The sequence below is a fragment of the Rickettsia endosymbiont of Hedychridium roseum genome (genome assembly GCF_964028255.1).
GTDB lineage: Bacteria > Pseudomonadota > Alphaproteobacteria > Rickettsiales > Rickettsiaceae > Rickettsia > Rickettsia asembonensis.
Map to the genome: position 1 here is coordinate 467,268 of NZ_OZ034753.1, position 13,085 is coordinate 480,352.

Consider the following 13,085-nt stretch of genomic DNA (forward strand, 5'->3'; position numbering starts at 1 on the left):
ATTCTATGCTATACTTTGACCAAAATTAGTCAAAATGATATAATAGAAATATAAAATTTTTTATCTACAATCCAGCTTTGTTTTGGAAAGTTATTTCTATAGATGATAGGTTGCCGACTTTAAAATATATTTTTTTACCTTTTAATTTTTTAGCTACAGGAATGATATTAAAATTCTTTTTAAGTAAAATAAAATTTTCGTGTTGAAGATGAGAGCGAATTAAGTTTTGGGTAACAAATTCGCCTCTAACTATTTCGCTTATTTTATAAGTATCAATATCTAATTTTTCCCATCTTTTGAATTTTATAATTTCTAGACCAAAAGCTGCCAAATTCCAATCATCATTAACTAGCGTTTCAAAACTTTTACAATTAATAGTAAGAGAGTTTGAAGTAAAGCTGATAACGCTTCCTATAAAAGTCCGGTTAGTTAAATTTGTTATTTTAGTATAATCTCTGCCGTCTGTAGACACATATAAGGCTTCATTAACATTACTCTGTAAATAAACGGCTAGGTAAGGCTGATCATTTCCTTCCACTACATTAAATGGTAGATCAAGAATAACGCATTTGATTTGCTCATTTGTGTTTTGCTCAAAACCAGATAAAATATTTGCAGCTGGCAAATAATAAGAAGATAGATTATCTATAACGCCCGTAACATAAGAAGTTAGAGAAAGTAGTTGTATATTTACTATTCTAATTTGATATTTAAGTTTGTTATAATGCAGTATTAAAAAATCGCCTGGCTTAAACCCATGAAAGACGGAAGGTATTAGGAATTTAATTACTTTACTTTCTATAGAAGCATTTTTTAAGATTAATCCTCCTATCCTCTCTATTTCGGGTAGTGATAAGATAATAGGGATTTTGACGTTAAGGGTAGGGCTATTTGAACCTGTTTCATTGCTTATATAACAATAGGAATTATCGTAATTATTAAACCTGTCGATAAAGTTAATACTGAGCTTGCTAATAATATGTTCTTCAGCTATTTCCGTTTGCTTTAAATAGCTATTATCTGAAATTTTTATTAAGCTCTCACTGCTTAGATGTTCTAAATTACCTGCTCCTCGCTTCAGAAATTTAATTTTTTCACATTCGCTTGCTATCACATCAAAAAAGTAAAATATTCTTAGAGAATTAATAACATCTATTGTAGATAAAACTTTATTCAAAATAAAACCGTCTACCACTTCGTCAATAGTAGAAATATCAATTTTCTGTAGGTCAATACCGCTTCTAGCAGATAGCTCAAGGATTATCTCCGCAAGACTACAAGAGCCGAATTTGCCGTTAACCCAATGTCCTTTTCCCCATAAATGATTATCGCTCCAAATATTACCGTGCGGCCATGCAGGGTAGGGGCGTGCGTCCCAAGTCCATAAAAACATTTCTTCTATATATTTTTGCGTTTGCCAATATTCTATAAATCCTTTAATAGCCGTGCGTTGTACGGAGAAATCCGTACTTGCCGAGGAATATTTAGGGCTACCGCCGTCCGTGCATTTAGGATCAAAGAACACGTTTGGTTGGTTTGGAGCTTTATCTATTGATGGAAAGCCAAACTCGGTAAACCATATTTTTTTCATTTTCGGCTCCCAAGCTGTTCGATTTCCATCAGGATTATAGTGATGGTTTTTCCACCAATACTCTACGTTTTTCCAAGCATAAGCAGCAGATAGAGGTTGTTTATTACCGTTACCGTCTAAATAATAATCATATCCTTCGCCGGTGTGGCAACCTTTCATAATTTCTTCTTTAGTTATCTGAGAACTTAAAGAACTAGTTAAAGGGAAATAAGCATCTATACCTACAAAATCAATATAAGGGGAGGCAAATAACGGATCTAAATTATACCACCCGCCGCTAGTATAATGATATTCCGACCAATCAGCGGCATAAGTAACTTGTACATTACTTCCTAATATTTCTTTTACTAAACGAGCAAGATTTATAAGTTCTAGCACTGCCGGAAAATTATTTGCTGAATCTTTTATAGAAGTTATGCCGATTAGTTCCGAGCCGATTATAAAGGCATCAACGTAATCTTTAACAAGCCTTGCATAGTGAAGAATGAAATTATTATAGCCGTCCGCTTTATGAAAAAAATTACTTACTGCATTTGCAGAACCTGTTACATGCCCACGCCATGGTTTACCTGATAGATCCATGAAAAACATTGGATAAAACATAATTTTTAAATTACGTCTTTTAAGCTCGGTTAGGTAACGCACTAAACTAGCATCATTAACAGTGCCGCCGTAATGAGGGTTGTCATGCTCATCTTTAGAGATAATTTTAGCATTTACTCTATTATAACGACCAACTTGCCAAGTACATGAATATGAGGTTAGAGGGTCGTTAAACTCTATAGCCGGTTTTATGCTGCAATAGCCTATATCTAAACTATCGCCGAACCAAGAAACTACCGGTGCTATCCATTTAATATTAGGGCAGGTATTTTGTAGCTGATTGAGACTAAATACACTATCCGCAATATTATAATGATTATGGGAGTTAATAGCCTCATGGCTTATAACGCCGCCGTAAGAACTTGCTTGAGTTTTATATTGTACTTCCGTATCGTAAACAAATTCGCCTGATCCCGGAATCATGTTGATGCTACTGATTAGATTTTCAACCTTTCAAATGAGAAATTTGGAATAATATTGCTGAAATCTTCTAGAGGTAGTTCCTCAAATACTATATAGCTAAGCGATCTAAAAGCAGGAGTTTTGCCGCTGCCGAGATAGTTTTCAATTAAAGGATCGGGTAATTGTGTTTCTGAGCCTTTATATAATCTAAAATTATATTTACCTAAATTTATTACCTTATCACCTGCCCATACTCTGTTAATCTCGGTAATTTCTCCCTCGCAAATACTAACTGCAAAAGAAAAGAAATAGCTATATTCAGTAAAATTAGTAACGGATTTTAAGTTATGAAAATAAGGGAAATATTCTTTATGACGGCTACTATTTGCTATTTCTTTTATTGTGTCTGCCCAAATTATTTTTCCGTTAACTCTTGCAGTACCGAAAATTAACGGTATAGCTTCGCCGTAATTAGCTGTTATATATTTAAAACTTTCTTTGAAATTTTTAATATTGTCATATTCTATCGGTTCGTGATTTAATTGATCTAAATACTCACCAAGCATTTTACCGGCAAATCTTCCCACGCTTGAAAATATGCCGCCTCCGAATGTATTTCCTATGCCGCCGCCAAGCGAGCTAAAAAAACTTCCAAACATATTTACCATATTATAGTTTAATATGGATTGATATTAGCACTATGATGTGGTAACACTAATATATAACAATCGTCATACCGTGGCCCTGCCGGTCTTGTTGCATGGCTCGTTTATGTCATTCCTAGCTAAAGGCGGGAATCCAGAAAAAAGTATAGATATATCAAATTTTTAAAATTAAAAGCTGAGGTTATATCGCTTTATGCTGGATTCCCGCCTACGCGGGAATGACATAAAAACCCCCGGGTGACACACTGCCTTTAAAAAAACGGAAACCGTAAATGTTTAAAAAATATTTGTTCATCGTACTATTATTTATTACTTCCTTAGTTAAAGCAGAAATTATAGAAGTGGATAGTTTAAATAAAATAAAACAAGATTTTAAAGAAAATTATAATAAAAATTATCTACCTCAGGATTTATTAGTAGTAACGGTGTTAGATGAATTTCTGTTTAAGTCTTTAGTGCCTATCGTTGAACAAATTGATAAAGATATTTATCGTACACTAACTCCTCTTTTGCTTAATATTAATAAAAATCCAAAAGCTATTTATATAAATCAATTGATTTTAACTAATGATAGTTATAAGAAAGAATTACAAGAAGCTGATTTTCCAAATTTTGTAAATGAAATGAGTAATAGTAAAATCCCTATAATAGCAGTAAATGATGGCTTTACCGGTAATTTTAATAATATTCCTAAATTTGAAATATGGTTTGCTGATTATTTAAAGAAAAATTTCAATATTGATTTTTCAAATAGTTTTCCAAACAATAATTATATTATTTTTAATAATTTAGACAGTTTTGCTAATACTTATCCGGTATTTTATAAGGGTATATTGACGAGTAATAATATATCGGAAGCGGAAATGATGCTCAATTTCCTTGTTCAAATGAATTTTATACCGAAATGCTTTATAATGATTAGTAGTAGCGTAGAATTGCTAAGCTCAATGGAATTTCAGCTTAATAGTTATAGTTCTAATATATTATTTATTGGTTATCATTATAATAATAAAAATGCTCCGGAAAATAAAGATGCTGCATATTATACTAAAACCATTGGTGATTTAATACCTCAAATAAATAAATTAAAAAGAAATAATCCACCTTTAAAGAATAATAATGCGAAAGGTAAAAATCCTTATGATAAAAATCAATAAAGTTTTATTGAGCTTACTTTGCTTAGTTATTTCGTGTGTAAGTTATGGTCAAATTATTCCTACTTACTCTGTAGATTCGGTAACAATGAAAAATTTATTACCGAAGATAGATGCAGATACGCTGGTACTTATAAATATAGATAATACTATTATAACACCGAAATCCAAATTATTTCGATACCGGGATAATTCTTATATAAATTTTACTAAATATTTATATAGTCTTGCAGCGGATAACGCATCAGTTAATAAAACTATTGCAAAATTGATAGTGCAGCGTCAAATGATGCTTGTTGAATCTAAATGGGTAGATTTAATTAATAAGATGAAACAGCAAGGTGCAACAGTTTTAGGTCTTCAAGAAATAACTGCTCCATGTAATTTAATTGAAAATTATGAAGGATGGTTATATACCTTACTTTACGGACTCAATATTAATTTTACTAATAAAGTTAATGATAAAGATGTATTTAGATTTAATCCAAGCGATGCTGGAGCACCTATTTTTTATTTAGGTATAATATTTACCGGTAATATAAATAGAGTAAAAACTCTTATAGAGTTCTTAAAAATTATACCAAAACAACCTACAAAAATAGTAATTTTTGCAAATAATAAAAAAGATTTAGAAAATATGTACTCTTATTTAAGCATGGTTGATATAGGGTATTATGGAATTGAATATTTGGGGTGGCAAATGTTACCAGGGTCACCTGATCATCAAATCGCTGAGTTGCAGCAATCTACGTTTTTAAATACCGGTCAGTGGTTAGAAGATGATACGGCTGCAAAGATGTTAAATAAATAATTATGAATGACAATTTAATTAATGCTTTAAAAGATTTAATTATTAATACCGGTAAGGTTGCACTAGATATAAAAAAGGCAGGAATATTGACTGATATTAAATCAGATGGGTCAGTAGTCACTAATGCTGATAAGGAAATTAGTAAAATAATTTATCAAACTCTACGAAGCTTAACCTCTCAAATAGCTATAGTATGTGAAGAGCAGCCGCTACCTATATTAAGTAGTAGTACTTTTTGGTTAATTGATCCTATTGACGGGACACGGAGCTATGTAAACGGTAAAAATACATATACGGTAAATATAGGGCTTATTAAAAACGGTCTTCCAGCTATCGGTTTGATATATCACCCTGAAACAGCAAAGCTATATTATACCGATGTACAGGGGCGGTTAAAAATCGAACAGAATTCTAAAGAAATATTTGTTAATCATGAACCTAAACATGAAGAGCTTAATGCGGTAATAGGTTTTTATAATTCAAATAAAGCTACTAAAGAATTTTTAAGTAAATATTCATTCGGTCAAATAAATGCAATAGGCAGTTCAATTAAACTATGCTTAATTGCTGAAGGAGCAGCTGATATATATCCAAAATTCAGTCCAACTATGGAGTGGGATATAGCGGCAGGTCATGCTTTAATTAAAGCCGGCGGCGGTAATATTTTAGATACACATGGACAAGAAATTACTTACGGTAAAGAAAATTTCGCTAATCCCAATTTTTTTGCCTGTAGTAAATATTGGTTGGAAAAGTGTCCAAGCTGTCATACCGTGGCTTGACCACGGTATCCATTAGAAACATTTGTAGTAGTTAAATATTACTGGATACCGCGATCAAGTCGCGGTATGACAATATAGACTACTGAATCCATGCTTTCGCAGGCATTAATCTCAAACCAACTTCTTTAACTCATAAATCAACTCAAGTGCTTCTTTAGGAGATAATTTATCAGGGTCGATAGTTCTAAATTGTTCATCTAATTTGCTGCTTATAATAGTTTTATTAGGTTCAAGATTGAACAAGCTCAAATTATTTGATTCCGTTGATAAAATGTTTTTTCCTTTACCGGTAGAAGTTTTCTCAAATTTAAGCAGAATCTGCTCAGCTCTATTTATAACGCTGGCAGGGAGTCCTGCTAAAGCTGCAACATGAATACCGTAAGATCTATCGGCAGCCCCTGATATAATATTATGTAAAAATAGAATATCTTTACCTGACTCCTCAATAGCAATAGTATAATTTTGCAAAGCCGGCAGGAAATTACTCATAACAGTAAGTTCATGATAGTGAGTTGCAAATAAACAGCGACATTTTAGCTTATCATGGATATATTCAAGCACCGACCACGCTATAGATACACCGTCATAAGTGGATGTGCCTCTACCTACCTCATCAAGTATTATTAGTGAGTTTTTTGTAGATTGAGCAAGAATTGCCGAGGTTTCAAGCATCTCTGCCATAAAGGTTGATTGTCCCTTAATTAAGTCATCAGCAGCACCTATTCGGCTAAATATCTTGTCGACTACTCCTATTTTGGCACTTTTAGCAGGCACAAACGAACCTATTTGAGCAATGATTGCAATAATGGCGTTTTGACGTAAAAAAGTACTTTTACCTGCCATATTAGGACCGGTAATTAACCAAATACGCTCAAGTTCCGATAAATGACAGTCATTATATACAAAGCTTTTGCTTTCTCGTTGTAGTGCTTTCTCTACTACAGGATGCCGTCCTTTAACGATATCAAAGCTTAAATCGTCGGTAAATTCAGGCTTAACATAATCATATTCATCAGCGATATATGCAAAATTACAAAATACGTCAAGCCCGCTTAAGGAGCTTGCAAGCATTCGTAAATAGGAAGCTTTTTCGATTACTTGGTTACAAATATCCGCATATAATTCTTTTTCCAAGCTTATTACTAAGGTTTTAGCGTTGACTAACTCGCTTTCAAGCTTTTGTAGTTCAGTAGTAGTGTAACGGACATTATTAACCGTTGTTTGACGGTGAATAAATTTGGGATCAAGGATTTTATTAACATTTTTAGCGGTAATATCGATAAAAAGCCCTATAACATTATTATGAGATATTTTTAAACTGTCTATTCCAGTTTCTCTACGATATTGATCTTTTAGCTTTTCAATATGTAATTTCCCGTTATTAATTAAATCATGTAATTGGGCTACTTTCGGATGATATTCATGTTTTATTATACCCCCGTCATTTAAATTATTCGGTGCATCTTCTCTTATGCTCTCGTCTATTAAATTATATAATTCTGCATCGCCTGATAGAGGTTTAATAATTTTTTCGATAAAATCAGGTAAATTAAAACCGTAAGCGTCAAAAAATACTCCTTTAATAATCGTTGCAGCTTCCAAGGTATATTTAATACTAAGTAAATCACGACCTGAACTTCTGTTCATTGTAATACGTGTTAGGCAGCGTTCTATATCACTAGTTTTTTTTAGAAGTTCTCTAATTCTTTTTACTATTTCTAAGTTGGAATAAAAGAACTCGGTAATATTTAAACGATGATTTATTTTAGCAATGTTGGTTAAAGGACTTGAAAGAAAATTATATAGTAAACGTCCGCCTTGTTTGGTAACCGTATGATTGAGAGTGTTTAGTAAACTTCCTTTCAGGGCCCCTTGTGAGTTTGTTACAATTTCAAGGTTGCGTCTAGTAGCGAAATCAATAGTCATATAGCTATGAAAATTGATAATTCTAGGGATTGGTAAATGAGGAATATTTTGTTTTTGCGTTAATGATAAATATTCTAAGATGCTACCTATGGCACAAATTTGACTGCTAGATATCTCACCGATTCCTTTAATATCTTTCATTTTATAAAAGTCTAAAATGATTTTTTCGCATTTATTAATCGCAAAAAAACTATCAACCTGATAGGTAATGCGAAAATTTAATTGTTTGAAAATACTATCCGCGAGACTCGAAGATCTTAGATTTTCGCTAAGCAGAATTTCACGAGGTTTTAGACGGGCAAGCTCATTAAGAATTTCCGTTTCCGGTACATTAACTACAAAAATTTTGGAAGTAGAAAGATCAACATAACAAAGGCTAGCCGTTTCTTTATTTTTCGGTATTACAAGACTTGCTAAATAATTAGGTTCGGCTGAAGCAATTAAATTTTCTTCAATTATAGTTCCTGGAGTTATAATACGTGTAACGTCTCTAGTAACTACCGCTTTATAGCCGCCTCTATTTTTTGCCTCTTCAGGGGTTTCAAGCTGGTCACAAATAGCAACCTTATAATTTTCTTCGATTAGCTTAGTTAAATAATTCTCAAGAGCATGATAAGGCACTCCGCACATCGCAATTTCTTCTTCACCGTTTTTACCTCTTTTTGTTAAGGCAATACCGAGTACATTGCTGGCTAAGATTGCATCATCATAGAACATCTCATAAAAATCACCCATTCTAAATAGTAGTAAACAATCTAAATGAGCAAATTTAATGTCTAGATATTGTTGCATCATTTTCGTTGTAACATCGTAATTATATTTTTGTTTAAACTCTTGAAGATTCATATTAAGCAGTACTATTCATATTATGGTTTATCGAATATATAATAATGTTTCATCAAGTTAAATATATATTTTTATAGGAAATTTAATTATAATGCTGCATTATTAAATTATTCCTGTTATTATTAATTTATACTGAAAATATTTACAATTAGATCATTATGAAAGCACAACTTGTATCTCTCACTAATAGAGGGCAAATGACAATTCCAAGTTATATTAGAGAGAAATTAAATTTATCTACAGGAAGTAAGTTAGAGCTAATAGTGCAAGATAATTCTTTTATGGTAATACCTATAAATAAATCAGTTAAAAACTTGAAACATATTTTACCAAAACCTAAAAATACTCTAACTATAATTGTTTTGCAGATAACAAATACTATATATTATCGTTTTTAATTATTTGTAATGCCCTAGTACTTTGTGATTTAACCACATTTAAAAAAAATCAACCAAGCGGTAATATCTTCTGATTTTGTCTTCCATGTAGCTTGAGTTTTATTAAGTGCCATGTAATAATCAATTTTATTTGCTTCAATAATGTGTTCATGAGAAATAATCTGAACAAATAAATAACCATGCTTTAAAAGCAATAAATTAGTTAGTAATCTACTTGTTCTACCATTCCCGTTCTGAAATGGGTGAATTGCTAAATACTCAAAAATAAAATTAGCAATAATGATTAAAGGATGCTTAGTTTTATTATCAACTGCCAAATTGTACCAATCTATTAACTCCTGCATTTCTTTTTTTACTAAATAAGGTGGAGTTGGATCAAATATTGTACCGACTACATTGCCATTATGATCTTTGTTTCTACACGATTTGATCCAAATTTATAATTTCCTGTATGTCTTACGTCTTTTTCACTATGAACCAACATATCATTATGTAACTTTAATATAAATGATTCCGTAATACTAATTTCTTCATAATTATTAAAGATAAATTCAAGACACTTTAAATATCCAACTATTTCTTGCTCATCACGAGTCTTAAATTTTTTAACACTTAGATTTTTATATAGACTTTCGACTTGCTCATCAGTAAGTTTATTACCTTCAATACGATTGGAGGAGCCGGTTGAAGTGATAATTACTGAACGTGTAAGACGATCTAGTGTTTGAGGTAAGATTTGTCCCGTAATATACCAACTATTTTTTACTCCTTCAATTCCAGAAATTTTTGTATAAATTTCTTCAATTACTGAAGGATTAAGATTTAGTCTTTTATGTATACAAAAATCTTGTAGATTCATTTCACTATTTTTACATGAGTACTATGTGAAATAATGTTAGATAATGTGAGTAAAGTCAATATATTTTTATTTTTAACAATCTAACGTTATGTCTACCGCCTTCAAATTTAGTGGTTAAAAACTTATCTATAATATCAAACACTATTTTGTGATCTATGGTTTTTGCTCCGAGTATTAAGATATTAGCGTCATTATGAGCTTTAGCGTTTTCAGCGGTTAACATATTATGGCACAAAGCTGCTCTTATTTCCGAGCTACGATTAGCGGCTATAGACATACCAATTCCTGTATCACTAATTAAAATACCGATAGGAGCTGATTTTTCAATAATAATATCTACTACTTTCTTAGCATAATCAGGATAATCGACGGTTTGTGTATTATTCGTTCCGCAGTCATAAACCTTTAAAGATTTTTGCTCTAAATAATTGATAATTTCAGACTTAAGCTCATAACCTGAGTGATCACTAGCTATGACAATATTATAAGTTTTCATAGTTAATTTTTTGATGGAAAATAATGATAAAAATTATATACTATGTAAGATTTGTTTTCTAATGTAAATAATAGTTTTGTTAAATATATGAAATATCCTGTTGCACTTAGTATCGTTATATGTTTTTGTTTAGTTGCTTGTGTTGAACAGCCGCCTGCTCCAATTGAGTATAAAGTAGGAGATGTTACTGCAAATAATAATTCTACCGAATTAGAACATGATGAGGGGTTGATAGTTCAAAGAACTATGGAAGACGATTCCGTATCAGAAAAAGTTAGCGGTAGACTCGAAGAACCAAAGGCAAAAATTATAGAAGATGATAATGATGATATTGAGATTCCTATATCTCGGAATGAAGATGAAGAAGAGATAGAGCAGTCAAACTTTGTAAAACCGTTAAACGGGGTAATTATTACCGAGTTTAAAGCCGGTAAAAGTAAAGGGATAGATATTGCCGCTAAAGAATATAGCGAAGTTAAATCGATAGCCGCAGGAACGGTAATATATTCAGGTTTTAATAAACAATTCGGTAATTTAGTAATAGTTAAGTTAGATAAAGACGATTTAGAAGTAGCATATGCGAGTTTAGACGATTTGTTACTTAAAAAAGGTGATAAAATTACTAAAAATAGTGTTATCGGACATGTAGAACATAAGTTATATTTTGCGATGCGTAAAAACAAAATAGCGGTTGATCCGAGTAAATATATAGAATTTTAAATGGAAGATTTTATTACTCTTACTAAATACGGTGAACCTCAAAATGTTATAGTAAGGAGGAGTGGTAAAGCTAAAAATATAGCCATACGAATTACGCCTAAAGGTGCAGAGCTTGTATTGCCTCTTAAGGTAAAGCTAGAGAAAGGTCATAATTTTCTGTTAAGTAAAGAATATTGGGTTAGGCAAAAATTACGCCGTAATGTAACTGTGATACCAAAGGATGAAGATAAGATTTCTATTTTGGGAAAATCTTATGAAATAATACATATTGATTCGTCTAAAAATCAGATAAAACTAAATGATTCTACGTTAGAAGTATATTGCAGTACGGTACTAAAAAAACTTAGTATAGAAGTATTTCTTAAAAAGACATTAATTAGCAGAAATAAAAATAATAGTAGAGAATATATCTAAAAAACATAATTTGACTTATTCCAATATTAGAATAATGGAAAATTTTACTCGCTGGGGAAGCTGTTGTAGCAAAGGGAATCTTGCTTTTAATTGGCGAGTAGTTTTTGCTCCCGTTGAAGTACTGAAATATTTAGTAGCTCATGAAATGGTGCATTTAAAAGAAATGAATCATAGCGAAAATTTTTGGGAGCTAGTTGAGGATATATATCCTGAATACCAACCGGCAAAATTATGGCTAAAAAGAAACGGTAAGAATTTATATAGTTATTTGTCGTGAAATGTCATGCCGTGGCTTGTCCGACCTTGTTGCGTGGACCGTTTTATGTCATCCCCGCGAAAGCGGGGATCCAGAAAATAAGTATTAATACAGCAAATTTTTGAAATTAAAAGCTCGATTTATCTCGCTTTATGCTGGATTCCTGCTTTCGCAGAAATGACATAGGTATACACGTAGGCAATACCAAACGGGAATGACATCGAAAAGGTTAATTTAAAGAAAAACATAAAGGATAAATAGAATGCACAACACCACAAAAAGAGTAACAGTTCCGGCACTTGAAGAAATCTTATACGAGCCTATAAAAGTGTTAGATCACGGCTTTATTAGAGTTATCGACTATATGGGGGATGATAGTGCTATAGTACAAGCGGCTCGTGTTTCTTACGGTAAGGGTACGAAGCAGCTAAACCAAGATAAAGGGCTGATAAACTACTTGCTTCGTCATTATCATACCACTCCTTTTGAGATGTGTGATATCAAGTTTCACATTAAACTACCGATATTTATTGCAAGGCAATGGATTAGGCATAGAACAGCTAGCGTTAACGAATATTCGGCAAGGTACTCTATTTTAGGCAACGAATTTTATTTACCAGAACCGGCAAATATTGCTTCCCAATCTGCCGTAAATAAACAATGTAGAGAAAGTGATAGTTTACCGAAAGAAGTGGCTGAAAAGGTTCTTGCAATCTTAGAGGAAGATGCTAAGCAGTGTTATGAGCATTATAAAGAGCTGATGAATGCCGATGAAGATGGTAATATTATAGATGAGAATACCACAGGAATAGCAAGAGAGCTTGCTCGTATGAATTTAACTTTAAATTATTATACGGAATGGTATTGGAAAATTAATTTACATAATTTGCTTCATTTCTTAAGATTGCGTGCCGACCCTCACGCACAATATGAAATTAGAGTTTATGCCGAAAAGATGCTTGAGATAGTCAAAGCTTGGGTTCCTTTTACTTACGAAGCTTTTGAGGAATATCGTTTGCAAGGAGCAAATATTTCACGTAAAGGCTTGGATGTAATTAAAAGAATGATAAACGGCGAAAAAGTTACCCATGAAACTAGCGGTATGGCTAAAAGAGAATGGGAAGAATTGATGAAGATTTTTGGGTAGTATATACTCGATGAA

At 32.1% G+C, this 13,085-nt stretch carries 12 protein-coding genes and 2 pseudogenes; 8 read left to right on the top strand and 6 right to left on the bottom strand.

The genetic code is table 11. The features are described 5' to 3' along the window. Window positions 1-64 precede the first annotated feature (64 nt). Both AC5587_RS02730 and AC5587_RS02735 read right to left on the bottom strand, forming a co-directional pair. A complete protein-coding gene (locus AC5587_RS02730) occupies window positions 65-2,617 on the bottom strand; it encodes a glycoside hydrolase/phage tail family protein (RefSeq protein WP_499162770.1) in 2,553 nt (850 codons plus the stop codon). 392 nt (window positions 2,618-3,009) lie between these two features. Beyond that, a pseudogene (locus AC5587_RS02735) lies at window positions 3,010-3,255 on the bottom strand (host specificity protein); the annotation flags it as partial. A gap of 46 nt (window positions 3,256-3,301) precedes the next feature. Between AC5587_RS02735 and AC5587_RS02740 the strand changes: the two are divergent. From AC5587_RS02740 to AC5587_RS02755, 4 genes are all read left to right on the top strand, one after another. After that, window positions 3,302-3,427: a hypothetical protein gene (locus tag AC5587_RS02740; RefSeq protein ID WP_499162771.1), complete on the top strand. Its 126-nt coding sequence runs from the start codon at window positions 3,302-3,304 to the stop codon at window positions 3,425-3,427. Between the two features lie 106 nt (window positions 3,428-3,533). Further along, a complete protein-coding gene (locus AC5587_RS02745; protein ID WP_499162772.1) occupies window positions 3,534-4,418 on the top strand; it encodes a DUF2608 domain-containing protein in 885 nt (294 codons plus the stop codon). Further along, entirely contained in the window at window positions 4,381-5,226 is an 846-nt protein-coding gene (locus AC5587_RS02750; RefSeq protein WP_499162773.1) for a DUF2608 domain-containing protein, read from the top strand. The genes AC5587_RS02745 and AC5587_RS02750 overlap by 38 nt, the downstream gene beginning before the upstream one ends. A gap of 2 nt (window positions 5,227-5,228) precedes the next feature. Beyond that, entirely contained in the window at window positions 5,229-6,008 is a 780-nt protein-coding gene (locus AC5587_RS02755; protein ID WP_499162774.1) for a 3'(2'),5'-bisphosphate nucleotidase CysQ family protein, read from the top strand. Between the two features lie 111 nt (window positions 6,009-6,119). Here the strand turns inward: AC5587_RS02755 and mutS are convergent, their stop codons facing one another. Further along, window positions 6,120-8,780 carry a DNA mismatch repair protein MutS gene (gene mutS, locus AC5587_RS02760; protein ID WP_499162775.1) on the bottom strand — a complete coding sequence of 887 codons (2,661 nt, stop codon included), beginning with the start codon at window positions 8,778-8,780 and terminating at the stop codon, window positions 6,120-6,122. A 158-nt stretch (window positions 8,781-8,938) separates the two neighbouring features. On the opposite strand from mutS, the gene AC5587_RS02765 reads away from it, so the two are divergent. After that, window positions 8,939-9,178, top strand: coding sequence for an AbrB/MazE/SpoVT family DNA-binding domain-containing protein (locus AC5587_RS02765; RefSeq protein WP_499162776.1), 240 nt, complete (start codon window positions 8,939-8,941; stop codon window positions 9,176-9,178). Window positions 9,179-9,207: 29 nt separating this feature from the next. On the opposite strand, the gene AC5587_RS02770 is transcribed toward AC5587_RS02765, so the two are convergent. Genes AC5587_RS02770 through rpiB form a run of 3 tightly spaced genes read right to left on the bottom strand, consistent with a single transcriptional unit; the run spans window position 9,208 to window position 10,533 of the window. Further along, window positions 9,208-9,522: a Fic family protein gene (locus tag AC5587_RS02770; RefSeq protein WP_499162777.1), complete on the bottom strand. Its 315-nt coding sequence runs from the start codon at window positions 9,520-9,522 to the stop codon at window positions 9,208-9,210. Window positions 9,523-9,569: 47 nt separating this feature from the next. After that, window positions 9,570-10,037, bottom strand: coding sequence for a Fic family protein (locus AC5587_RS02775; RefSeq protein WP_499162778.1), 468 nt, complete (start codon window positions 10,035-10,037; stop codon window positions 9,570-9,572). A 55-nt stretch (window positions 10,038-10,092) separates the two neighbouring features. Further along, window positions 10,093-10,533 (bottom strand): ribose 5-phosphate isomerase B, encoded by a 441-nt coding sequence (rpiB, locus tag AC5587_RS02780; protein ID WP_410527301.1) that lies wholly within the window; start codon window positions 10,531-10,533, stop codon window positions 10,093-10,095. Window positions 10,534-10,584: 51 nt separating this feature from the next. On the opposite strand from rpiB, the gene AC5587_RS02785 reads away from it, so the two are divergent. From AC5587_RS02785 to thyX, 3 genes and pseudogenes are all read left to right on the top strand, one after another. Further along, window positions 10,585-11,253, top strand: a complete 669-nt coding sequence (locus AC5587_RS02785) for a murein hydrolase activator EnvC family protein (protein WP_499162779.1) — start codon at window positions 10,585-10,587, stop codon at window positions 11,251-11,253. Continuing rightward, window positions 11,254-11,944, top strand: a pseudogene (locus tag AC5587_RS02790) (M48 family metallopeptidase). It abuts the gene before it with no gap. 241 nt (window positions 11,945-12,185) lie between these two features. Continuing rightward, window positions 12,186-13,070 carry an FAD-dependent thymidylate synthase gene (gene thyX / locus AC5587_RS02795; RefSeq protein WP_499162780.1) on the top strand — a complete coding sequence of 295 codons (885 nt, stop codon included), beginning with the start codon at window positions 12,186-12,188 and terminating at the stop codon, window positions 13,068-13,070. Window positions 13,071-13,085 lie beyond the last annotated feature (15 nt).

Excerpts from the sequence above, each read along its gene's own strand:
- AC5587_RS02755 (WP_499162774.1), top strand. The coding sequence starts at position 5,229 with ATGAATGACAATTTAATTAATGCTTTAAAAGATTTAATTATTAATACC.
- thyX (WP_499162780.1), top strand. The coding sequence starts at position 12,186 with ATGCACAACACCACAAAAAGAGTAACAGTTCCGGCACTTGAAGAAATC.
- AC5587_RS02775 (WP_499162778.1), bottom strand. The coding sequence starts at position 10,037 with ATGAATCTACAAGATTTTTGTATACATAAAAGACTAAATCTTAATCCT.
- AC5587_RS02730 (WP_499162770.1), bottom strand. The coding sequence starts at position 2,617 with ATGATTCCGGGATCAGGCGAATTTGTTTACGATACGGAAGTACAATAT.
- AC5587_RS02770 (WP_499162777.1), bottom strand. The coding sequence starts at position 9,522 with ATGCAGGAGTTAATAGATTGGTACAATTTGGCAGTTGATAATAAAACT.
- AC5587_RS02750 (WP_499162773.1), top strand. The coding sequence starts at position 4,381 with ATGCGAAAGGTAAAAATCCTTATGATAAAAATCAATAAAGTTTTATTG.
- rpiB (WP_410527301.1), bottom strand. The coding sequence starts at position 10,533 with ATGAAAACTTATAATATTGTCATAGCTAGTGATCACTCAGGTTATGAG.
- AC5587_RS02765 (WP_499162776.1), top strand. The coding sequence starts at position 8,939 with ATGAAAGCACAACTTGTATCTCTCACTAATAGAGGGCAAATGACAATT.
- AC5587_RS02745 (WP_499162772.1), top strand. The coding sequence starts at position 3,534 with ATGTTTAAAAAATATTTGTTCATCGTACTATTATTTATTACTTCCTTA.
- mutS (WP_499162775.1), bottom strand. The coding sequence starts at position 8,780 with ATGAATCTTCAAGAGTTTAAACAAAAATATAATTACGATGTTACAACG.